This window comes from Ardenticatenales bacterium (assembly GCA_020634515.1).
Lineage (GTDB): Bacteria > Chloroflexota > Anaerolineae > Promineifilales > Promineifilaceae > JAGVTM01.
In genome coordinates this window covers 611,883-634,661 of record JACKBL010000002.1, presented here as the reverse complement: position 1 = coordinate 634,661, position 22,779 = coordinate 611,883, and the positions used below count along the sequence as shown (strand labels likewise).

Below are 22,779 nucleotides of genomic sequence, written 5' to 3'. Positions count from 1 at the left end.
ATCTCATGCGTGTTTGTATCCTCACCACCTCATTCCCCCTCTACGAAGGCATTGCCGTGGGCATCCACGTCATTGAACAGGCGCGCCACCTCGTCAAACTCGGCCAGGACGTGACGGTGTTGGCCCCGCACCACCAGGGCGCGCCCGCCGCCGAAACGATAGACGGCATCCGCGTGCGCCGTTTCCGCTACATGTGGCCCGCCCCGGCGCAAACGCTCTGCTACGGCGCGGGCATCCCCACGAATTTGCGCCGTAGCTGGTGGGCGCGGCTGCAATTGCCTTTCCTCGTCGCCGCTTTCTTTTTTGCCGGCATTCGCCACGCCCGCCACTGTGATGTGATTCAAGCAAACTGGTCTATTGCCGGTTTTGCCGGCATCTTCCTCGGCAAACTCCTGCGCAAACCCCTCGTCCTCGTCATGTACGGCGCGGAAATCTTCGTCCTCGGGCGCAACCCCCTGCTCAAATTCATCCTGCGCCACGCCGACCACGTCATCGCCATCAGCCAATACACCCTGGACAAAACCCTCGCCGTACATCAACCCCGCGCCTACACCCTCATCCCCCCCGGCCTGGACATCCACCGCTTCCACCCCGCCGCCGACGTCAGCGCCATCCGCGCCCAACTTGCCGCCCGTGGCATTGACTTTTCCCGCCCCCTCATCATGGCGCTGGGCAAATTCATCGAGCGCAAAGGGTTTGCCCACCTGATCACGGCCATCGCCACCCTGCAAAAACAGCATCCCGCGCAGCTCATGATCGGCGGGCGCGGCCCCTTGAAAGACACCCTGCGCCAACAAGCCGCCGACCTGGGCATCGCCGACCGCGTCTTCTTCCTCGACTACATCCCCGACGCCGACCTGCCCGCCTACTACACCCTGGCGGACATCTTCGTCTCCCCCTCCGTCATCGACAGCCAGGGAGACACGGAAGGGTTGGGCATGGTGCTGCTGGAGGCCAACGCCTGCGAAACCCCCTGCGTCGCTTCCGCCATCGGCGGCATCGTGGACGTGATCGTTGATGGCGAAAACGGCTATCTCGCCCGCCCCGCCGACCCCGCCGACCTGGCCACGCAAATCAGGCGGCTGCTGGACGATCCGCGGCAGCGGCGCGAAATGGGGCGCAAAGGGCGACAGCGCGTCATCACCCATTTCGCCTGGGAAGTCAAGGCACGCCAGATTCTCGATGTCTACCAGGAGGTCATCGCGTGATCGACAAGCCCACCATCCTCGTCACCTCCCTGGGGCGCACCGGCACGCAGTTCTTCAGCCAGCTTTTCGCCCACCTGCTGCCGGCGGCCACCGCGCTGCACGAGCCAGACGTGTGGAACGTGATGCAGTACCCCCACATGGGGGAACGGCTGCGCCAGATCCGGCGGCAGTTGGCCGAATCGGGCCTCTGGAACATGACCGTGGGCAAGGCCAGCGGCCACTGGGGGCTGGCCCAGGTGGCGGACGCCCGTCTACGCGGCCATCTCGCCTACGCCAGCGCCGCCCAGGAACTACGGCGGCAGCGCGCCCGCTTCATCGCCACGCGCCCTGGCCCCGTTTACGTGGAGGCCAACGTCGCCTTTTACGGACTGATCGACGTTGCCGCCAGCGCATTCGCCCACCATCGGCTCATCTATCTGGTGCGGGATGGGCGCGACTGGGTGCGCTCACACATGAACTGGGGCGAGTTGTATGGAAATCGCGGCTGGCGCGGGCGATGGGCGCGTCAATGGCCCACCGCGCCCGAACTCCCTGGCGATCCCTATGTGGACCAATGGGCGCGCATGACGCGGTTTGAGCGCGTCTGTTGGGCCTGGAGCCGCCTCAATGCGTATGCGCTGCAAACAGTGACCGCCAACCCCCACGCCCGCGTCTTCCATTTCGAGCAAATTTTCCGCGCCGCCGACCGCGACGAACATCTGGCGGACCTCGTCGCCTTCGCCACGGACCTGCCCGGCGCGCGGCCCGCCACCTCGTTCGCCGGCTGGTTGGAGCGTCCCATTCACGCCAGCGCGGGCAGCTTTCCCGCCTGGTCGGGCTGGACCGCCCCGCGGCAGGCGCGGTTTCGCCAGATTTGCGGCCCCTTGATGGCCCAATTGGGGTACGACATGGAGGCGCGGCATGGCTAGAGCGAGGCGGCTTCTCCCTTATCTGATCCTGCTGGCGGCGCTGGTCATTTTCGGCCTCTATCTGGCCGCGAATGCCGACCGTTATCGCGCGCTGCTGGATTTGTCCGTTGCCGGCATTTTCTACCTCATCCTCCTCTCCCTCCTCTTCTGGGTCGTCAACGGCCTCATCAACACCCTCTTCTACCGTGGCCTGAACACCCCCGTCACCCTGCACGAAGGGCTGGGACTGGCCGCCGTGAACACCCTGGCCAACCAACTCCCCTTCGCCGGCGGGTTGGTCGCCAAAGGCATCTACCTGAAGCAGCGGTATCGCCTAACCTATGCCCGCTACCTGAGCGCCACCGCCGCCCTGTACGTCTGCTTCGTCGCCGCCAACGGCGCGCTGGGCCTGTTCGTCCTGGGCTATATGCAGTGGCGCGGCGCAACGGTCCCCGCCATCCTCTGGGCCGGCTTCGCCCTGATGACGGCGGTGCTGGCGACGCTCTGGCTGCCGCCGCGCCCCGGCTGGATTCCCACCCGCTGGCGACAACGGTCGGCGCAATTGGTCGAGGGTTGGGGCATTCTGGGACGAAACGGCCAACTGGTGCGGCAACTGACCGGGCTGCAAATCGTGATGACGGCCCTATTCGCCGCCCGTTTCTGGCTCGCCTTCCACATGCTATCACAACCCGTCTCCTACGCCGATTGCCTGCTCTTTGCCGCCGCTACCGTTCTCAGCCGCCTCGTGAGTTTGGCACCGGGCGGGTTGGGCGTACGCGAGGGCATCGTCGGCGGCATGGCCGCCATCCTGGGATTCGACGTCGGGGCCAGCGTGGTCGCCGTCGGGCTGGAGCGACTCGTGTCCACCCTGGTCGTGATCATTGTGGGCGTCATCTACAGTTATCTGCTCAGCCGCGCCGCCGTGGCCGCACAACCGAGCGAGGGGGCGGAATCATGAAAGCGAAGTATGGGCTGTGGGGCATCCTGCTGCTGGCGGCGGCGCTGCGCCTGGGGTTGGCGCTGGCCGTGCCGGATAGCTTTGGCATGCGCGCGGACGCGGCGGAGTACATCGCCGTGGCGCAGAACTGGTTGCAAACGGGGGTGTTTGGCGAAAATGCCGGCATTCCCTACGCCGTCATCCCCCCCGCTTTCCCCGCATTCCTGGCAGCCATCTTCGCGGCCACCGGCGGCAGCCTGCTGGCCGTGCGCCTGGCGCAGGCGCTCCTGGGCGTGGGCGTCGTCTGGCTCACCTACCGCCTCACCCGCGAACTCCTGTCCGAACGAGAAGGATTGCTGGCGGCGGGGCTGGCGGCCATTTATCCGCCGCTGGTGCTGTACGTCACCTTTTACCTCACGGAAACGCTGTACACCTGCTGCGCCCTCCTCTTTTTCTACGGCTGCGCCCGCTGGTTCGCGCAGCCGCGCGCGCGGCTGGCGGCGCTGGCGGGAGCCGGCTTTGCCCTGGCCCTGCTCACGCGGGAGACGTTGATCATCCTGCCGCTGGCCTTCCCGCTGCTCTTTTGGTGGGGGCGCATCGGCTGGCGCGCCGGGCTGCGTTTCCTGCTCGTCTTCACGGGCGTGGCGCTGCTGTGCCTCACGCCGTGGCTGGCGCGGAATGCGCGCACGTTTGGCGTGGTGTTCTTCACGGAGCGCACGGACGCGCTGCGCTTCTCCCTGACCGGCGCGGGTTACCTCTCGTCGGAGTTCCAGACGTGGGTGCGGGAAAACGAAGCGCCACTGGCGGAGGACGCGCGCAATTACGCTTATCTGCTGTACTATGGCCGGGCCGCCGATATGCGCAGCCCCGCTTACTTGCTGGCGCATCCGGGCGATTATGTCACGTTTTTGGGGCGCAGGCTGGCGGAGTTCTGGCTGCACCCAGTTGGCCTGGAGTCACTGCCGCATGTGTTGGTCTTGCAAGGGGGGTACGTGGCGTTTCATGCGGTTCTGGTAGGATTGGCGGCGTGGGGGATGGCGGCGTTGGCGGGGCGGCGAAATGCCGGCATTCTCCTCCACCTCCTCACCCTCCTCATCATCACCGGCATTGGCCTCTTCCTGCGCCGCCCCCTGCCCCGCTACACCCTCCCCTTCATCCCCCTCCTCCTCCTCTTCACCGCCCACACCCTCACCCATAACCAACGGCCCTTCTTCCGCAAGCCGCCTCATGTTGCCTCCTGATCCCCCACCCGTCATCATCCTCGGTATGCACCGTTCCGGTACAAGTCTGCTGGCGCGCGTGTTGCACGATGCCGGCATTTTCATGGGCTGGCGGCGCAACGTCCACGACGAATCCCTCTTCTTCCTGAACCAAAACGAAAAGCTCTTTCGCCTGGCGCACGCCGCCTGGGACCAACCCGCCCCCGCGCTGGCCCTCCCCCAAAACGACTCCCTCCGTCCCCAGGTCGTGGCCGAACTGCGGCACGTGGTGCGCTCCTGGCGCGCCTGGTCCTTCACCGGCGGGCGGCGGCTGACCGGCGCCTGGGGTTGGAAAGACCCCCGCACGCTGTTCACGCTGCCGCTCTGGTTGGAGGTGTTTCCAGAGGCGCGGGTGGTGCGCGTATGCCGGCATCCCCTCGACGTCGCCCTCAGCCTGCAAAAACGGGAACAAAACCGCCGCGATCCCCTGCACAACCCCCTCCTCTCCCTCCGCTGCCTGGACCTCAACGGCGCCCTCTCCCTCTGGTTGGAATACGAAACCAGAAGCCAACAGCTCGCCCAAACGCTCCCCCCAGACCGCCAATTCGCGCTGCGCTACGAAGACTTCCTGCACGAACCCGCCGCCCACCTCGACCGCCTGCGGCAATTCTTGCGCCACCCCTTCCCCCCCGCCGCCGTGGCCCGCGCCATCGCCGCCGCCGATCCCACCCGCGCCTTCGCCCATCGCCGCCAATCGCCGCCGCCGGCTTTCGACGCAGCCATCGGCAACCATCCCACCCTGAAAGCCAGCGGCTACCAACTACCATGACCACCTGGCGCGACAGCAACTGGCAGACACGGCTGCTCATGCTGCGCCAGCGGGCCGCCCAGGCCGCCCACCTGGGCGCCTGGCCTGATTTCATCATCATCGGCGCGCAGCGGTGCGGCACCACGTCGTTGTATGACTACCTGAGCCAACACCCGTCCATCCAACCCGCCCTACGCAAGGAAATCCACTACTTCGACAACCATTTTGACCGCAGCCCCGCCTGGTATCGCGCCTTCTTCTACCCCGCCGCCCTGCGCCGCCCCTTCCGCCCCTGCCTCACCGGCGAAGCCACCCCCTACTACCTCTTCCATCCCCACACGCCCGCCCGCCTGGCGGCCACGCTGCCCCGCGCCCGCCTCATCGTCATGCTGCGGAACCCCGTGGACCGCGCCTACTCCCACTATCTACACGAAGTCCGTCGCGGACATGAAACGCTTCCCTTTGCCGCGGCGGTTGCCCGCGAGCGCGAGCGCGTCAACATCGCTCCTGCCACCCTCGCCGACCCCGCCGCCTACGACCCCGCCCATCACCATTTCAGCTACCTGCAACGCGGCCACTACGCAACGCAACTACAAGCGTGGCGGCAACATTTTGCGCCCGCGCAAATGTTGATTATCATCAGCGAATCGTTTTTCGCGCAGCCGGCGACGACGTTGGCGGCGGCGCTGGCTTTTTTGGGCGCGCCCGACCCAGATTGGCGGCCCGCGCAATTTGCCCGGCGCAACTTCCACGGGAACTACGAGGACATCCCCCCCGCCCTGCGCCACCAGTTAGAAGCCTATTTCGCCTCCCATAACCGGCAGCTTGCGCACCTGCTGGGGTACGATCCGGGTTGGTAAACCGATGCCCAGGCAAAGCAAACTCAAATCCACCATCATCGTCAGCATCGGCTCCCTGACCAACCTCATCGTCGGTCTGGTCGCCCAAGCCGTCATTGCCGCCCAGTTTGGCGCGGGACCGGCGGTGGACGCCTATTTCACCGCCCTCGTCATCCCCAGCACCCTCGTCAGCATCTTCCTCGTCAGCCTCAATCTCATCTTCATACCCGTCTTCATCGACGCCCGCGAGCAGCACGGCGAAGAAGTGGCCTGGCGCATGGTCAGCTACCTCTCCACCAACTTGATTACCCTGCTCCTGCTGCTCTCGCTGGGGCTGTACGCCTTCTCCCCGGCCATCGTTCGCCTGGTGGGATACGGCTACGATGCCCCCACGCAAGCCCTCGCCGCCCGCCTGAACCAGCTTCTCACGCCCATGATCCTCTTTAACGCCATCTGGACCATCGCCACCAGTCTGCTGCAAGCGTTGGACCGCTTCAATGCCGCCGTGGCCGGGCTGGCGTTCGGCAATGCCGCCTACATCGTCAGCCTCATTTTTCTGGCGCGCGGATTTGGCGTTGACGGGCTGGCGGTCGCCCTCGTTCTCAACCACGTATTCATTTGCATCGGCGTCCTCTTCGCCCTGCGCGACAAGCTGCCTCTGTGGCGGCCCCGCTTCGGCTTCGCCGACGCACGCTTCCGCAAGCTGCTGGGCTTGTGGAGCGTTTTGTTCTCCACCAGCATTTTCCGCCGCCTCAACCCCGCCGTGCAGCGGGCGCTAGCCTCGCAAACGGGCGCGGGCAGCGTCTCCTATCTCTCCTACGGCAGCCAGATGGTGCGGGCAATTGATCAGCTTCTCCTCAACAGCGTGGCCACGGTGCTGTTCCCGACCATTGCCCGCGACATCTCCGTGGGGGACCGCGAAAGCGCCAAAAACAACCTGATGCTGGCCGTGCGCCTGAACGCCTTCATAATTATTCCCGCCGTGTTTGGCATTGCCGTCGTGCGCGAACCGGTGGTGCGGCTGCTGTTGCAACGGGGCGCGTTCTCTCCGGAAAACACGGCGCAGGTTTCCCTGGCCCTGCTTTTCTCCAGCGGGCTGCTGATCAACTCCATGGTGGGCACGGTCACGTCCAAAGCCCTCTACTCGTTGAAGGCGGTCTGGTTTCTGGCGTTCCTCTCCATCATCAATATCGTGGGGTTGGTGCTGCTCTCCCGCCTGTTCATGCCCCGCTTCGGCTATTTGGGGATCGCCCTGGCGGATTCCGTCAACCTCACCTGGCCCTGGCATCTGCTTTACCTGCGGCGGCGGCTGGGAAGGCTGGGGCTGGTCAGTCTGGGCGGCGCGTTTGCGCGGTATACGCTGCTGTCCCTGGTGATGGCCGGCGGTGCATATGGGGCACAGTGGCTGCTGGCGGCGGTTGGCGTGCGGCAGGATTGGCTGCTGGTGGTCGTGACCGGGTTGGTGGGGCTGGTGGTGTACGTGGGGGGCGCGGCGCTTTTCCGCTTTCCGGAAATGGCGCTGGCGCGCCGCACGCTGCGCCGGGGGAGAAAGGGTGATGCTGGTTGACGTGATTCTGCCGGCATATCAAGGAAAACGGTGGCTGCGAGAAGCGATAGATTCCGTGCGGGCGCAGACGTATGACGGGTGGCACTTGATCGTGGTCGATGACGCCTCCCCGGACGATACGCTTGCTTACGCGCGGGCGCTGACGGCGGGCGCGGAAGAGCGGGTCAGCTTTTTGCGACTGGCGGCTGGCCGGCGCGCGCCCGGTGCGCGCATGGCGGGGCTGGCGCTGGCGCGGGGGGAGGTGGTTGCCTTCCTGGACCAGGATGACGTGTGGCATCGGGAGAAGTTGGCGCGACAGGTGGCGCGCTTGCGGGCCGCGCCGACGGTGCAGTTAGTACATACGGATGTGCGGCACATTGATGGCGCGGGGCAGGTGCTGGCGGGCGCGGCGCGGCGGGAGAATGCGTTTCGGGCGACGATTTTGTATGAGGAAATGCCGGCACAAACCCTCACCCAACACCTGTTCCTGCGCAATTCTATCCGCCTCGTGTCCGCAGCGGTGCGGCGGGAAGCATTCATGCAGGTAGAAGGGTTCACGGGGTTGCCATTTGGCGCCGAGGATTGGGGCTTGTGGGTGCGGCTGGCGGCGGCAGGGTATGGCTTCGCGCATCTGGCGCAGCCACTGGTGGACCGACGGCTACACGGCGAAAACGTGTCCGCGCGGCAACGATTAGAAAGAAACCAGGGATTGTGGCAAGGAATGGAGATGATGGCGGCTCAGTTTCCCTGGTTGGCGGCGAATGTGCCCCAGCGCCAGGCCCATCTGCTGCGCGACGATATTCTCACGCTGCTGGCGGCGGGTCAGGGACGTGCGGCGCGACCCAAAATCCGCCGGTTGATTGCGTTGGGCAGCCGCGCCGGCTGGCTGCTGTGGGCGCTTTCCTTGACGGGACCGGCGCAGGCTGGTTTGTTGCGGCTGGCGCGGTGGGGGGTACGAAATGCCGGCTAAGGACTGACACGGACCGTCTTCTTCGCCATGAAGACACCGGAAAATCGTCAGGGTTAGGAGTTGTCGGGCAGGGGAAAAAGGCGAGGCCCTGCCGCGCTCACTCGAAATGACGGGCAGGGCCTCATATCCAAACGCACTTTTGCAACGGCAAAGCACGCACAAGGCTCTCAGATTTTAGGAAAAAAAGGGGTGACTATACAGGTCATCTGCCCAGATTAGACCAATTTGCTCTGGTTGAATCTTATTGATGTCTACAAAATTGGTCCAATCTCTCGGAGACGTGAATAGTTACTAAAAGGGTAACTTCTCAATATTTTGGGGAAACCGCAGCCTGAGCTTGTTGAAGGCCATTGGTTTCGACAGGCTCAACCAACTTCGCACCACTTTATTGAAAAGATACAAAAAAGGCTCCTCAGGTTGGACTCGAACCAACAACCCTGCGGTTAACAGCCGCATGCTCTGCCATTGAGCTACTGAGGAATGTTCGTTTTGTGAAGCGTTGCAGATTATATCAAAGCCGATTTTACTGTCAAGCGGCGGTTTGCCGGCAAATCTCGCCGTGAAATCCCTGTCGCCAAACACGCGGCTTCTCCTCCGCCGCTGTCTCCCCCAGATGCCACCACAAGAAGCGCTAAGATGAAAACTGCCGCGGTTTTGCGGGTTCTTGGCGTTTCGCGTCCGTTGGCGGATGCGGTTGCCAGGTCGGGCTAATTGGGTTAAAAACATGTCGGAATCGGCGCAGGAAACCTCGGCAAGACACCTGATGCCGGCAACCAGCATCGCGCCACCTATCTCATTATGTAAAGAACCTGATGCACCTGGATCCACACCAACTCCTCCACGCCTACACCCGTGGCATTTTCCCCATGGCCCACAACGGCAGGGTCTACTGGCACGACCCCCATCCCCGCGCCATCTTGCCCCTGGAAGCCCTGCACGTGTCACGCTCCTTGCAGCGCACGATAAAAAAGGGGACGTTCACCCTCAGCCGGAATGCCGCGTTCGCCGCCGTAATGCGTGCCTGCGCCCGTCCCGCGCCCGGACGGGAAAGCACGTGGATCAGCGAAGATTTTGTGACGGCCTACAGCGAACTGCATCGCTGGGGGCTGGCGCACAGCGTGGAAGTGTGGCAGGAGGAACGCCTCGTTGGGGGACTCTACGGCGTGGCGATACATGGCCTGTTTGCGGGGGAAAGCATGTTTAGCGCGGAACGCGACGCGAGCAAGGTGGCGTTGGTTCACCTCGTTTCTCATTTGCGCGAGCGCGGCTTTACGCTATTTGATGTGCAGTTTATGACGGAGCATCTCCGACGTTTAGGTGCAATAGAGATTCCCCGCCGGGCTTATCATCAACGGCTGGCGGCGGCGCTGAAAGTGCCGGCATATTTCCAACCCCTCCCTCTACCACCACAAGGACAGCCCACATGATCACTGTACCCCCTGGCAGCCCTCTCCCTCGTCGCGGCAACCGGTTCACCGCCGCGCTTGGCCGTACCGCCTTCCGCCTCAGCCGTTGGCAACTAACCGGCGAACTCCCCGACACCGCCAAAGTCGTCGTCATCTTCGCCCCGCACACCTCAAACTGGGATTGGGTCCTCGGCATGATGAGCATGTTCGCCCTCAGCATCCGCATCGCCTGGATGGGCAAGGACGCCCTGTTTCGTGGCCCAGTGGCCCCCATCATGCGCTGGTTCGGGGGCATGCCCATCAAACGCAACGTCGCGCAGGGAACCGTCGCCCAAACCATCGCCGAATTCACGAAGCGCGATGGCCTGGTTCTGGTCGTGTCCCCGGAAGGAACGCGCCAGAAGGTGACGCGCTGGAAGACGGGTTTCTACCACATCGCCCACGGAGCCGGCGTGCCTATCTGCCCCATCTCTCTTGACTACGCGAAGAGACGTGTCAATCTGCACCCCGTGTTTATCCCCACCGGCGACCTGGAAGGGGATATAGAGGATTTGCGCGCGATTTTTCGAGACGTTGCCGGCAAATTCCCCCACAAAACGTGATCCCCCTTCCCCCACGCCGACACCCATTGACCGTCTCATACGTTCGCCCATCGCCGCTTCCTGCAAAACGGATACAATTCGCCGCGTCCGCGTTTCGTCTGGAAACACGGTTTTGATCCCACAAACTTCTCACGGAGGCGGCATCATGGACACGGTCATCATCGTTCACGGCGGGGCGGGAGCGTGGAAACTGGATTCACGGCGGTTGGCGGCGGGCATGGAGGCCTGCGCCGCCGCCGCCGCCAGGGGGCAGGCGATCTTGCAAGCCGGGGGGACGGCTTTGGATGCGGTGGAGCAGGCGGTGTGGATTTTGGAGGATTGCCCGGCGCTGGATGCCGGCATTGGCAGCTACCTCAACACCCATGGCGACATCGAAATGGACGCCCTCATCATGGACGGGCGCACCCTCGACCTCGGCGCCGTGGGAGCCGTGCGGCAAATGCGCCACCCCATCAGCCTCGCCCGCCACGTCATGACCGACTCCGAACACGCCTTCCTCGTCGGCGCGGGCGCGGACGCCTTCGCCGACGACATCGGCTTTCCTCGCTGCCCCCAGGAAGAACTCCTCGTCAACGAAGAGTTGACCCGCCACGACGAACTTAGCCAGGTCCCTGACTACCAGACCGTCTCCATCTTCGTGGAACCGGGGGCCATGGGGGACACGGTCGGCGCGGTTGCTTTGGACAATGCCGGCAATCTGGCCTGCGCCACTTCCACCGGCGGCACACGGCAAAAGCTGCCGGGGCGCGTCGGCGACAGCCCCATCCCCGGCGCCGGTGGCTACGCCGACAACACCACCGCCGCCGTCAGCGCCACCGGATACGGGGAAGCCATTATGAAGGTACTATTGAGCAAGCAGGTGTGCGATTTCGTCGGCGCGGGCATGAACGCCGCCGCCGCCTGTCAGGCGGCCCTGGACGTATTGGCGCGGCGGGTCGATGGTCGTGGCGGGCTGGTCGCCGTGGACCGCCAGGGGCAAATCGGCATCGCCTTCAACACGGACGCCATGCCCTACGCCTACACGGTTGGCAGCGGGGGCGTCACGGTCGGGCGGTAGCGCGCCGACTCCAGAGATGCAGCCCCGTCCCCAGGCCCAGCAGCCCCGCCGCCAGCGCCCATGCCCACCAGGGAGAATGCGTGCCCGCCGCTATACGGCTGAAGCCGACGGCGGAACGGGTGATGGCCCAACGATAATCTTCCACTTCACCGTTGTCTACGATGCCGCGATAAGCGGCGGCGGGATTGGTGGCCGGTTGCTGGAAATAACGAAAGCGGGCGTAGAAGGTGTTGGCTTGATCGCCGGTGGGAATAGTTCCTGCCGGCAAATCCATGGTGATGGTCTGTACCCCATTGTTCAATAGCGTGTTCGAGATCACATGCTCAGACGGCTGGAAGAGATTGTCGTGGTTCCAGTCCACCCACGCATTCAAGTAGCCTCGCCCGTGCGCCAGCACCTCCACCTCGCCCCCATCCACGCCATCCCGCCAGCGTCCCGACGGCAAAACCCCGTCCTCATCCCCCTGCCCCCACAAATCATCCCCCGCCGCCGCCTCTGAGGGCTGACCGTCATCCTCGGCGTCAATGCGGCTGCCCAGATACACCGTTCCCAGCACGTGCCCCGCGCCATTTTGCGCCAGCGTCGTCATCTGGTAACTGTCCGGCAAATCCCCGTAATCGACCGTAGACGCCGCCACGATGGGCACATCCAGACGCACCAACTCCTGATTGCTCACCGAACGCCCGCTCAACGTCACCGTTATCTGCGATCCGCCGCTGTCAATGACTGAAATCAGCCCGAATTGCCCGCTGCCAGGGAACACCCCTTCGCTATAAGGTCCGCCCAAAATTTCCCCCGGCTGCTCCAACGACCCGACGCTCATCACCGGGAAGCCGTTGCCGCCGCCGCTCGCATACCGGTTATTACGCCCATCATCAATTGCCAACATGCGCGCGTGCCCCATGAGCATGATCACCCCCTTAATGCCATTGCCAGCAATGAAGTTGGCAATCTCCGCCCGTTCATGACGAAAACCATACCATGTATCATTGCTGACGCCGCTGTCGTCAATCCAGGGCACGCTGCTGACCCAAATGATAGCCGGATACCGCTCCTTCGCCGCCAAAAGCTGCTGGAAAAACCACTGCTTCTGCGCCTCCCCCATCATGCTCTTATCCGCGTCGTCCGGGTCGCCGTTCGGGTCCCGCTCCGAACGCAGGTCGGTGACAATGAAACGCACGCGCCCAACGCTAAACGCCTGGTAGATGGGCACGTCGCCACTGCCGGCAGGCAGCGCATAATGCGGTACATACTCCTGGTACACCCGGCGGGCCGCCTCTCGCCCCGGCGCGGTACGGTCGCCACCTATCACGCCATAGTCCGCGTCGTCCCACACGTAAACGACGGGCGTATGGTTGTAAAGCGCCGCCTGCGTGGGAGAGCCAAGCAGATTGTCATACGCGCCGCGGAACAGGTCCGGATCGTTTTCGTTCACGAGGTTGCGGTAAATGTCTCCCAGCATGAGGAAAAAGCGAGGACCACGGCTGCCAATCGTCGTAAAGACCTGGTTCTCGAAGTTGCTTTCCACGCAGCAACCCACGGCAAACGTGAAGGGGAAAGGCACGCTGTTGAACGTACGAAACTGGCCGGGATGGGCGCTGTCCCGCTGTCCCATGCATTCCAGCACGTAATAGTACAGCGTGTCGGGTTGCAGGCCGCTCATGACGAAGCGCAGCACGCGATTGTTGGTGGCCGTATTGGCGACCTGGGTCGGCGAGTAGATGGGATTGCTGTAGTCGGCGCTGGTGCTGAGGACAACGCGCACGTCGCAGCCATCGGCCACCATGCGCGTGACGATGGTGACGCTGCCGACGCTGATCGCGCCGCTCCAGGCAAACTCCGTCAGCGGCGCGTCCACGGGGGCGGCGGGGAGCCAGGCGGATAATACGCCCACCAGCAGCAACAGCGGCAGCAGCACGCTGCCCAAGCCAACCACCACCCGCCGGATCATGCTCCCGTCTCACCCCCGCCGTAGTAGGCGAGGAAGCGGATGGCGGTCTCGATGCCACGGAAGAAGTTGGGCAGGTAGAAGCGCTCATTTGGGGAATGGATGCGGTCGTCATGGAGGCCAAAACCCATCAGGACGGTTTCGATGCCCAGGTGCGCCTGAAACTGCCCGACGACAGGGATGGAGCCGCCTTCGCGCATGAAAATCGGTTCGCGGCCAAAGACATCACGATACGCGGCAATCGCTGCCTGCATGGCCGGCATTTTCCAATTCGTGATACTGGCCGGCGCACCCTCAAAGGTCATGCTAATCTTCACCGTGGGCGGGGCAATCTGCGTCACATATTGGCGGAACAACTCGCCGATTTCTTGCGGGTCCTGGTCTGGCACGAGTCGCATGGAGATTTTGGCGTGCGCTTTTGCCGGCAGCACCGTCTTGCGACCAGGCAGCATATACCCTCCGACAATCCCATGCACATCCAACGTCGGGCGCGCCCCCAACCGCTCCGCCAGCGTATAACCCGGCTCGCCCCACACCTGTGGCGCACCCGTTTCCGCCAGCACACGCTCCTCCGTCAGCGGCAGTTGCGCCAGCATCTCCCGCTCCTCCGCCGACAACGGGCGCACCTTATCATAAAAGCCCGGAATGAGAATGTGCCCATCCATATCCTTCAAACGAGCAATAATGTGCGCCAGCACGTTAAACGGATTGTCAATCGCCCCACCAAAACCGCCCGAATGCAGGTCATGATCCGGCCCCGTAATGTCCATCAGCACATAGCACATGCCGCGCAGCCCATAAACAATGGCCGGCTGCTCCGGGCCGAGAATGGCCGTATCAGACACCACGGCCACATCCGCCGCCAGCAAATCTGTATGCGCGGGAATGAACGCCGTCAAGCTGGGGCCGCCAATTTCCTCTTCTCCTTCGGAGAGGAACTTGACATTGACGGGCAACCGCCCCGCCTGCGCCAGGTAAGCGGCAATCGCCTTCACGTGAATGTACGTCTGCCCCTTGTCGTCGCACGCCCCACGCGCGTACAGGTAGTCGCCCCGGCGCGTTGGCGCGAAGGGAGGGGATTGCCACTCCTCCAGGGGATCGGGCGGCTGTACGTCGTAATGGCCGTAAATGAGGACCGTGGGGGCGTCGGGGCCGGCATGCAGCCAGTCGCCATAGACGAGCGGATGCCGGGGCGTTTCAAACAAGCGCACGTTTTCCAGGCCAGCGTCGCGCATAGCCGTCGCCAGCCACGCCGCCGCGGCGCGGGTGTCGCTGTCGTGTTCCCGCTGGGTGCTGACACTGGGAATGCGCAGAAACGCATCCAGTTCCGCCAGAGAGGCATCATTTTGCGCGCGCGCATAGGCGAGTACGGCGGAAAGATCGATGACGGGTTGGTTCATGGGTTGGCGACTCCTTTTGGGCAAACCCTATGGGCCATGAAGACCTTTAGGGTTTCATAGGTTTTTTGCAGGCGCGGAAAATTTTAATCTCGACGACCTGGTTTTTCAGGTATAATCGATTGGTTTTTACGTGAGGCGGGCTGGTCTGCCCGCCGCCGTGATTATACTCGATTTTCTGTGGCGCGACGTGCCATGCCGGCATGTCACCCATCTGATGTTGATGATTAGGAAGTCATGACGCCAGACGCGAATGCTGCCCTGACAAATGAAATGCCGGATGCGACCAACCTGCTGGAAAGCATCTTGTTCGTCGCCAGCGGACCATCCAGCGTCTCCCGCCTGGCCGGTGCGCTGGAGATAAGCCCAGAGGCAACGCGCACGCTGCTGCGCGACCTGGAAGTGGATTATCGGCGGCGTGGGCTGCGCTTGCAGTGGACGGATGACGCCGTGCAGTTGACGACCGCGCCGGCCACCAGCGGCGTGGTGGAGCGTTTTTTGGGCCTGGAGGTGACTTCGCGGTTGAGCCAGGCGGCGCTGGAGGTGCTGGCGATTGTGGCCTATTTGCAGCCGACGACGCGCCCACAGGTGGACCAGATTCGCGGCGTGAATTCAGATGGGGCGCTGCGCACGCTGCTGAGCAAGGGATTGATTGAGGAGGTGGGACGGCAGGAAACGCCGGGCCGTCCCATTTTGTACGGTACGACGCTGGCGTTTTTACAGTATTTTGGATTGGGTTCGCTGGCGGAAATGCCGGCACTCACGCCCGACGAAGAAGAATGAACGAACGATTGCAAAAACTCATGGCCCAGGCTGGCCTCGGCTCCCGCCGCCATAACGAAGAACTAATCCGTGCCGGCAGAGTGCGCGTCAACGGCAGAATCGCCCAGTTGGGGGAAAGCGCCGACCCGGAAACGGACAAAATAGAAGTAGATGGGCAGATCATCGAACCGCAAAAGCCCATCTACATCATGTTGCACAAACCGCGCAATGTCCTCTCCTCCACCGAAGACGAGTTGAGCGAAGGACGGCGCACCGTGCGCGATCTTGTTGACCTGCCCGGTCACCTCTATCCCGTGGGGCGGCTGGACCGCAACAGCACGGGCCTGATTCTGCTCACCAACGACGGCGAGCTGGCAAACCGCCTCACCCACCCGCGCTACGAACATCCCAAAGTGTACTCCGTGCAGGTGGTGGGCCAGTTAACGCCAGAAGGATTGGCGCAATGGCAGCAAGGTATGCTACTGGACGGCGAAATGACAGCCCCGGCGGAGATCAAGGTGCGGCGGCAAACAGAAGATGGCGCGCGGCTGCGCATCGTCATGCGCGAGGGGCGCAAGCGGCAAATCCGGCGCGTGGCCGCGCTGCTGGGGCTGGAAGTGCGCAGCCTGCACCGCACGGCGATTGGCCCCCTGCACCTGGGTGACCTGAAGCCTGGAGAATGGCGGCGACTGACGGCGGGCGAGGTGGCGGCGCTGCGCCGCGACGTACGGCGGCAGGAGAAGAAACGACGGCACGGCAAACCCTGGCACGACAAACGACGGGAAAATGCTAACCTCAAACGAAGGAGAACGGATTGAGTGCCATAAATCCTCCGCAGGTGATCGCTATTGACGGCCCAGCGGCATCGGGCAAAACGACAGTGGGACGACTGTTGGCCGAGGCGCTGGGTTTTCTCTTGCTAGATACGGGTTCGATGTACCGGGCGGTGACGCTGGCGGCTTTGCAGCAGCGGGTTCATATTGATGATGAGGCGGCGGTGGTGGCATTGGCGCGCGCGGTGGTGGTGGAGGTAATGCCGGCATTCCCCCACCAGGATGGCCGTCTCTTCACCGTACTGCTTGATGGCCGCGACGTTACCTGGGAACTGCGCACCGCCGCCGTGGATGCCCATGTCTCCCAAGTCTCCGCCTACAGAGAAGTGCGCGAGGAGATGGTACGGCAGCAGCGGCTGCTGGCGCGCCAGGGGAGAATCGTCATGGTCGGGCGCGACATCGGCACCGTCGTCGTCCCCGATGCCCCGCTAAAATTATACGTCACCGCCTCCGTTAACGAACGCGCCCGCCGCCGCTGGCAGGAACGCCAGGGACGTGGCAGCCAGGACAGCTACGAAGCGGTGCTGGCGGACATGAAACGGCGCGACCGCATCGACAGCAGCCGCGAATACTCCCCACTTCGCGCCGCCACCGACGCCATCTTGCTAGATACGACCACGCACTCCCCGGAGTCCGTGGTACAAAAGATCCTCGGCCTCTGCTATGAAAAAAGAGACCCAGAGAGTGCCTCGGCGCACAAAGACGGGTTGGACACATGACACTGTACGCGGAAATTGATTGGACCACCCGCACAGGCGGGATAATTGCCGCCGTCGCCGCCCGCTCCGTCGCTGCCGGCATTGGCCTGCAAGCGGGCGACGAACTCCTGGCGATCAACAACAACCCCGTGCAGGATGTCATCGACGTCCAGTACCACGGCGCTGACGAATCCCTGGAACTCCTCATTCGTCGTGGAGAAGCGTACCACCTCCTGGAAGCGGAACGCGACTATGGGCAAGAACTCGGCCTGACCTTCGTTCATCCCACCTTCGACACCGACATTCGCCGTTGCAACAACCTGTGCGAATTCTGCTTCGTGCTGCAAATGGCCCCCCGTTTTCGCCGCACCCTGTACATCAAGGACGACGACTACCGCTATTCCTTCCTCTTCGGCCACTTCGTCACCCTCACAAACCTCAACGACCACGACTGGCAGCGCATCGAACAAATGCGCCTCTCCCCGCTGTACATCTCCGTCCACGTCACCGACCTGGAAAAACGGCGGCAATTCCTGCGCAACCCCACCGCCCCAGACATCATGACGCAGCTTCGCTGGCTGGCTCAACGCGGTATCGACATGCACACCCAACTGGTCACTGTGCCCGATTTCAATGATGGCCCCTGGCTGCGGCGCTCCATTAGCGACCTCGCCACCCTCTGGCCCGCCGTGCAGAGCATCAGCGTCGTCCCCGTCGGCCTCACCCGCCATCACAAATACCAGATGCGCGTCCACACGCCGGCGGAAGCGGCGGCCACGCTGGATGATGTGCTAACGCTGCAAAACCATTATCTACGGGAGTTCGGCAGCCGCTTCGTCTATCCTACGGACGAATGGTTCCTGGTAGCGGGACGAGAAACGCCGCCGCACTCGTTCTATGACGACCTGGAACTGCACGAAAACGGTCTGGGAATGGTGCGCCGTTTCCTGGACGATTGGGCCGAACTGCAAACGGAAATCCGCGCCTGGCAGGCTAACCACCCCCATCAAACCCCACGACCCACAGGCCACACCTGTACGCTGGTGACGGGCACGCTCTTTGCCCCCATCCTCGCCCAAACGGCGGCGGCGTTCGCCGCCCTCACGGGCGTCACGTTGGAAGTGCTGCCCGTGGTCAACCAACGCCTGGGTGACACCATCACCGTCGCCGGGCTGCTCATGGCCGGGGACGTGGTGGCGCAGTTGCAGGCTCAGGGGTACGGCGACCTCATCATCCTGCCGCGCATCATGTTTGACCACCCTGACGTGATCGCTCTGGACGACCTCTCCCCGGCGGATGTTGCCAACCGGCTTGGCCGCCCCGTTGCCCTTGCCGACAGCATGGGCGATGTCTGGGACGCGCTTCTGGGAACTTCCGCCGTCCTTTTTCCACCCCAATAGCCAGCCGGCAACGATCGCCGCACGTCTCAAGTGCGCCGCACTTCGGAGCGGAAATTCAATACAATGACGAAGTCATTTCCTTCCCGCTCCGTCAAACTGGCGATGCAACCCACATCTTGTCTCATCGCCAGTCCATTCAGTGGCCGCGCCTCAGGACACCCCTCGGATAATCGTCCCGGCCATAATGTGGTCCAACAAGACCCCTTGCAACAAACCCGGCTCCAGCCCGGAAAAGATGCGCACAGACAGCCCCGAAATCCGCTGCGTCAGGTCCAGCATTTCTTGCACCTTGCTGGCCATTCCGCCGGTGACGTCCGTGCCCCGCGAGCCGCCCAAAGCTGCCCGCAGGTCGTCCACATTGGCCGGCGTAATCACGGGCACGACGTTTCCCTGCGCGTCCAGCACGCCCGGCACTTCGCCGGCGAGCAGAAAACGGCGTGGTTCCAGGTAGGTCGCCAGGTAGCCCATGACTTCTTCGGTGGAAACGATGGTGCCGCCGCGCACGTCGTCGAAGGCTACGTCGCCGTAGACGACGGGGAGCAGACCGGCGTCCAGCGCCCGGCGCACGGGGGCGGCGGCCAGGGAGAGGATGCGGCCATCGCGGCAATGTGTAGAGGCTGAGGGAGGAAAGGGGATGGCGGGAATGCCGGCATCCACCAACGCCAAAATCACGAGATGGTTGAGCGCAGCCGCGGCCCGGGCCACATCGGCAAAGCCATGCCACTCCGCCGCCGTATGCACCCCCTGGCGCGTCCCATACCGCGCCGCCGCCACGTGACCAAAAGAGCCACTGCCATGCCCCAGCACCAGGCGCAGGCCGGGCCGGGCTTGACGCGCCGCCGCGATCTCCACCGCCAGCCGCGCCAGCACATCCGCGCGCACCACCTCCACCCCCGTCTTATCCGTAAGCAGCGAGCCACCCAGTTTCAGAAAGACCGTTTCATCCATCGCCGGCTTCAAGCCTCCATCACCGCCCGCACCGCTTCCGCCGGCGTCATCGCAAATTGCAGCAAGTGCAAATGGGGTTCGCGCACATATTCCGGCTGGTGGAAACTGGCAATCGTCGCCCGCCACAAGTCACCCAGGAGCACCAACGGACGCGGCGAGATTTCGCCGACTTGCAAGAAGCTCCAGGCAAGCGTCATTTCCGAGAGCGTGCCAATGCCGCCGGGCAGCACGATCATGCCGTCGTTTTGCGTCACCAGGTGCAGCAGGCGGTCGCGCAGCGTTTCGTAGCGAATTTCCTCGCGCACCCACGGATTGGCGGCCAGCGGGCGGAACCGCTCAATCTGGGCGCTGGTGACGCCAATGACGTGGCCGTTGGCTTCCGCCGCGCCCTGGCTAACGGCGGACATCGTGCCGCTGTAGCCGCCGGTCGCCACGGCCAGTCCCGCCCGCGCCAGCAGCCGCCCCACCTGCCGCGCCTGTTCGTAGGCCGGCTCTCCCGCGCGGGGGGAGGAGCCGCCAAATACGGAAATAACTTTGTGCATAAGGCCCTCGTGGTGTCAGATCTCGGCTGGGATTATAGCAGACTGCCGGCACAGACACGATACACCTGGAAGCGCGTTATGCCGGCATTGCAAGAAAAAAGGCCATCCGCGTTCACGAATGGCCTTTGCCGGCATACGCCCGGAGAGACTCGAACTCCCAACCAACTGGTTCGAAGCCAGCTACTCTGTCCATTGAGCTACGGGCGCAGGATGAAAAGACAAAACGAGCGATGAGGTGGCTTTTCAAGTCTCATCGCTCTGCTGGTTCTTTTCAGTGAGGGGCGAGTAGTGGGACTCGAACCCACGATCTTCTGGGCCACAACCAGACGTGTTAACCACTACACTATACCCGCCATAACAGTGTAAAGATCATATCATGGGTTGCCGTGGCAGGCAAATGCTCCTGATAGATTGGGGGCGCGGAGTTTTTACGGACGGTTACTGACAAGCTATCTCTCATGGATAGCCGATGTCCGCACATTTCCACTAACTTAATTGCGGACAGCCACTTACCGGATAATTCAAACCGCGCTCACAGAATAGACGATTAATTCGCGCTATTGTGTCCAGATGTGCCCAATCCTGGACTATTTTCCCTCTCGACACGCTTGTAACTGACGTCGGAGTTGCTTATACTTACAAATGTCTGTCGTTTGTTGCCAGTTTCTCTTCTATTTTTAGATACATTCCCCACACGGGCGCGCACAGCGGGACAATCGGCCATCTGCGCTGCCGCGGCGTTCCCACCACAACCAGGAGTATCATGAAAAAGCACGCTTTCCCCCTCTTATTGGCTCTCATTGTCATGCTTATTTCCTTTACAAGCCGCCAGGCGACGGCGGACACAACGCAGCAACTACCGACGAAGCAACTTGCCGGCATTCCCGCGGACATTCTCAATGGAACCGTGGCGCCGCCGAATGCGGCGGATGCCGGCATTCGCTCCCACGCGGCCATGCTCCCCATCCACCTCACCCCAAATGCCGACGGTGGCTGGTCCTGGCAAACCGACATCCCTCTGGACAGCGGGCGCAACGTCACCCTCGCCCTCTTCGCTCCGAACAGCGCCGCCTGGACCCTCTCCTGGCAAGCCCCAGGCGCGACTACAGCCCAATCGCTCACCGGCTCCGGCCAATCCGGCAGCATGGGCATCAACGAGCTGCAATTCCCGGCCACCGTTTACCACTTTGACCGCATCCAGGCGGGAACCTACCGCCTGCGCATCGCCGCCAGCGTCGCGCCCACCACCAACGGCAGCCAGCCGCATGGTTACATTGCTGTTAGCAGCGACAGCGCCTACCGCCTCTACACGCACCTGAGCAGCTACAATCTGATCCAGGGCGAACAGGTGGGGCTGGTGAGCTACGCCTTCCGCGAAAACGCCGGCACGGAACGCCCCGCGCCGCTGAATGGCCTGCTGCAGGAAGTCGCCATGACGCTGCGCCTGCCTGATGGCGGCCGGCAAACCATCGCCATGTTCGACGATGGCCGACACGCGGATGGCGCGGCGCAAGACGGCGTCTATGGCGGCCTCTTCACCGCCGCGCAAACGGGCAGCTACACCGCCCAGGTGCTGGCCCGCGGCGTCACCCCCGCCGGTCGCCCCTTCGCGCGCACCAGCGAACACACCTTCCCCATCGTCGCGCCCATGCTCACCCTTGACAACACGCCCGCCCAGGCGCACGTCATCAACAGCAACCAGTGGCGCATTGATCTGGCGGCGACGGCCACAGGCACGGTCAGCAGCGTTAAAGCGTTCGCGGAAGTGTGGGGCACGGGAGCGGATGGCGAGATGGTTCCCGTAGTCTGGATTGGTGGCGTCGTCAATCCCACCATCAGCAGCGCGGGCACGCAGTTATCGTTATCCCTGGCGCTGGATGGACGGTGGATCGCCCGCGCCGGCGCGCGCGCGCCATTTGAACTGCGCCAGGTGCGCGTGCAAGACCTGAACACGCACATCCCGCTGGCGCAGGTTGCTGTACTCCCTCTGATGGCGCGTGAAATGCCGGCATCCGCCTACGAAATCGCCCCCGCCATCACCAACGACATGCTTATGGGGTCGCGCCCGGCAGCGTTACCTGCCAGCCCTGACTCCGGCAGCGTCCTCATGCTGGTGCACGGATACTGTTCCACTTCCGTCTGGCCGACGGCCAATTTCACCAACTACACGCTGTTCCTGGACCTCAACCAAAACCGCACACATGACGAATTCGCGCAGCTTATCGGCAACTTTGGGGCACAGTACGATTCCTTCGGCGTGGTGGCGCACAGCCAGGGAGGCGATGCGTCGCTGCACCTGTACACGTACTATTGGAGCGGCCTGGACAACGCCACCGGGCCGCGCCTGATCCAGAGCGTGGGCACGCCTTATCAAGGCACGGCGTTGGCGGGGAATCTGGCATTGCTGGGCGAGATTTTTGGGGTTGGTTGCGGCACGAATTTCGACCTGACGTATGATGGTTCGGCGTGGTGGCTGTCGGGCATCCCCTCCTGGGCGCGCAGCGACGTATACTACTACACCACATCGGATAAGGACGTGTGGTGGCGTTGGGATTTCTGTAATCCCGTCACGACCATTTTCCTGGATGACCCGGACGACGGCGTGGTGGAGAAGTGGGCAGGGCAGCTCTCCGGCGCGCACAATATGGGGCACAAGGAGGGCTGGTGCCACATTGACTCCTGGGTGATGCGCGATCCCGGGCAGACAACAGACGCCAGCCGCAACAGCACAATGAATGCCAACGCGGCGCGGTAGCGCGTAACAGGTGCGACGCACGCTCGAAGTGCGTCGC

At 63.3% G+C, this 22,779-nt stretch carries 20 protein-coding genes and 3 tRNA genes; 16 read left to right on the top strand and 7 right to left on the bottom strand.

The window, feature by feature from the left end:
• Positions 1 to 5 precede the first annotated feature (5 nt).
• From H6650_07170 to H6650_07135, 8 genes are read left to right on the top strand one after another with little or no spacing between them, the layout of a single operon-like run.
• On the top strand, positions 6 to 1,208 hold the full coding sequence (locus H6650_07170) for a glycosyltransferase family 4 protein (protein MCB8951776.1): 1,203 nt from the start codon (positions 6 to 8) through the stop codon (positions 1,206 to 1,208).
• Positions 1,205 to 2,116, top strand: a complete 912-nt coding sequence (locus tag H6650_07165; GenBank protein MCB8951775.1) for a hypothetical protein — start codon at positions 1,205 to 1,207, stop codon at positions 2,114 to 2,116. Before H6650_07170 ends, H6650_07165 begins: the two co-directional genes overlap by 4 nt.
• On the top strand, positions 2,109 to 3,053 hold the full coding sequence (locus tag H6650_07160; GenBank protein ID MCB8951774.1) for a flippase-like domain-containing protein: 945 nt from the start codon (positions 2,109 to 2,111) through the stop codon (positions 3,051 to 3,053). Before H6650_07165 ends, H6650_07160 begins: the two co-directional genes overlap by 8 nt.
• Positions 3,050 to 4,273, top strand: a complete 1,224-nt coding sequence (locus tag H6650_07155) for a glycosyltransferase family 39 protein (GenBank protein MCB8951773.1) — start codon at positions 3,050 to 3,052, stop codon at positions 4,271 to 4,273. Before H6650_07160 ends, H6650_07155 begins: the two co-directional genes overlap by 4 nt.
• Positions 4,260 to 5,060, top strand: coding sequence for a sulfotransferase (locus H6650_07150; GenBank protein ID MCB8951772.1), 801 nt, complete (start codon positions 4,260 to 4,262; stop codon positions 5,058 to 5,060). Before H6650_07155 ends, H6650_07150 begins: the two co-directional genes overlap by 14 nt.
• A complete protein-coding gene (locus tag H6650_07145; protein ID MCB8951771.1) occupies positions 5,057 to 5,899 on the top strand; it encodes a sulfotransferase in 843 nt (280 codons plus the stop codon). The genes H6650_07150 and H6650_07145 overlap by 4 nt, the downstream gene beginning before the upstream one ends.
• A 4-nt stretch (positions 5,900 to 5,903) precedes the next feature.
• Positions 5,904 to 7,445, top strand: a complete 1,542-nt coding sequence (locus H6650_07140) for an oligosaccharide flippase family protein (protein ID MCB8951770.1) — start codon at positions 5,904 to 5,906, stop codon at positions 7,443 to 7,445.
• Positions 7,432 to 8,394: a glycosyltransferase gene (locus tag H6650_07135; GenBank protein ID MCB8951769.1), complete on the top strand. Its 963-nt coding sequence runs from the start codon at positions 7,432 to 7,434 to the stop codon at positions 8,392 to 8,394. Before H6650_07140 ends, H6650_07135 begins: the two co-directional genes overlap by 14 nt.
• A 408-nt stretch (positions 8,395 to 8,802) precedes the next feature.
• On the opposite strand, the gene H6650_07130 is transcribed toward H6650_07135, so the two are convergent.
• Positions 8,803 to 8,874, bottom strand: a tRNA-Asn gene (locus tag H6650_07130).
• A 332-nt stretch (positions 8,875 to 9,206) separates the two neighbouring features.
• Between H6650_07130 and H6650_07125 the strand changes: the two genes are divergently transcribed.
• The 3 genes from H6650_07125 (at position 9,207) to H6650_07115 (ending at position 11,459) form a co-directional block, all read left to right on the top strand.
• Positions 9,207 to 9,821, top strand: a complete 615-nt coding sequence (locus H6650_07125) for a leucyl/phenylalanyl-tRNA--protein transferase (GenBank protein ID MCB8951768.1) — start codon at positions 9,207 to 9,209, stop codon at positions 9,819 to 9,821.
• A complete protein-coding gene (locus H6650_07120) occupies positions 9,818 to 10,402 on the top strand; it encodes a lysophospholipid acyltransferase family protein (GenBank protein MCB8951767.1) in 585 nt (194 codons plus the stop codon). Before H6650_07125 ends, H6650_07120 begins: the two co-directional genes overlap by 4 nt.
• Before the next feature lie 145 nt (positions 10,403 to 10,547).
• Positions 10,548 to 11,459, top strand: a complete 912-nt coding sequence (locus H6650_07115; GenBank protein ID MCB8951766.1) for an isoaspartyl peptidase/L-asparaginase — start codon at positions 10,548 to 10,550, stop codon at positions 11,457 to 11,459.
• On the opposite strand, the gene H6650_07110 is transcribed toward H6650_07115, so the two are convergent.
• Positions 11,443 to 13,410: an alkaline phosphatase D family protein gene (locus tag H6650_07110; protein MCB8951765.1), complete on the bottom strand. Its 1,968-nt coding sequence runs from the start codon at positions 13,408 to 13,410 to the stop codon at positions 11,443 to 11,445. The two genes, H6650_07115 and H6650_07110, sit on opposite strands and share 17 nt — an antisense overlap.
• Positions 13,407 to 14,807, bottom strand: coding sequence for a dipeptidase (locus H6650_07105; protein MCB8951764.1), 1,401 nt, complete (start codon positions 14,805 to 14,807; stop codon positions 13,407 to 13,409). Before H6650_07105 ends, H6650_07110 begins: the two co-directional genes overlap by 4 nt.
• A 234-nt stretch (positions 14,808 to 15,041) precedes the next feature.
• Between H6650_07105 and scpB the strand changes: the two genes are divergently transcribed.
• The 4 genes from scpB to H6650_07085 are packed head-to-tail and all read left to right on the top strand — an operon-like array spanning position 15,042 to position 18,497.
• Positions 15,042 to 15,587 (top strand): SMC-Scp complex subunit ScpB, encoded by a 546-nt coding sequence (scpB, locus tag H6650_07100; protein MCB8951763.1) that lies wholly within the window; start codon positions 15,042 to 15,044, stop codon positions 15,585 to 15,587.
• Positions 15,584 to 16,384 carry an rRNA pseudouridine synthase gene (locus tag H6650_07095; protein ID MCB8951762.1) on the top strand — a complete coding sequence of 267 codons (801 nt, stop codon included), beginning with the start codon at positions 15,584 to 15,586 and terminating at the stop codon, positions 16,382 to 16,384. Before scpB ends, H6650_07095 begins: the two co-directional genes overlap by 4 nt.
• Before the next feature lie 5 nt (positions 16,385 to 16,389).
• Positions 16,390 to 17,118 carry a (d)CMP kinase gene (locus H6650_07090; protein ID MCB8951761.1) on the top strand — a complete coding sequence of 243 codons (729 nt, stop codon included), beginning with the start codon at positions 16,390 to 16,392 and terminating at the stop codon, positions 17,116 to 17,118.
• Positions 17,115 to 18,497: a DUF512 domain-containing protein gene (locus tag H6650_07085; protein ID MCB8951760.1), complete on the top strand. Its 1,383-nt coding sequence runs from the start codon at positions 17,115 to 17,117 to the stop codon at positions 18,495 to 18,497. The genes H6650_07090 and H6650_07085 overlap by 4 nt, the downstream gene beginning before the upstream one ends.
• 150 nt (positions 18,498 to 18,647) lie before the next feature.
• Here H6650_07085 and H6650_07080 read toward each other — a convergent pair whose 3' ends face one another.
• From H6650_07080 to H6650_07065, 4 genes are all read right to left on the bottom strand, one after another.
• Positions 18,648 to 19,445: an isopentenyl phosphate kinase family protein gene (locus H6650_07080; GenBank protein ID MCB8951759.1), complete on the bottom strand. Its 798-nt coding sequence runs from the start codon at positions 19,443 to 19,445 to the stop codon at positions 18,648 to 18,650.
• Positions 19,446 to 19,453: 8 nt separating this feature from the next.
• Positions 19,454 to 19,987 (bottom strand): LOG family protein, encoded by a 534-nt coding sequence (locus H6650_07075; protein MCB8951758.1) that lies wholly within the window; start codon positions 19,985 to 19,987, stop codon positions 19,454 to 19,456.
• Between the two features lie 134 nt (positions 19,988 to 20,121).
• Positions 20,122 to 20,194 (bottom strand) — tRNA-Arg (locus H6650_07070).
• 73 nt (positions 20,195 to 20,267) lie between these two features.
• Positions 20,268 to 20,340: transfer RNA gene (locus H6650_07065), tRNA-His, on the bottom strand.
• A 410-nt stretch (positions 20,341 to 20,750) separates the two neighbouring features.
• On the opposite strand from H6650_07065, the gene H6650_07060 reads away from it, so the two are divergent.
• Positions 20,751 to 22,742, top strand: a complete 1,992-nt coding sequence (locus H6650_07060) for a conditioned medium factor (protein ID MCB8951757.1) — start codon at positions 20,751 to 20,753, stop codon at positions 22,740 to 22,742.
• The last annotated feature ends 37 nt before the right edge of the window (positions 22,743 to 22,779 follow it).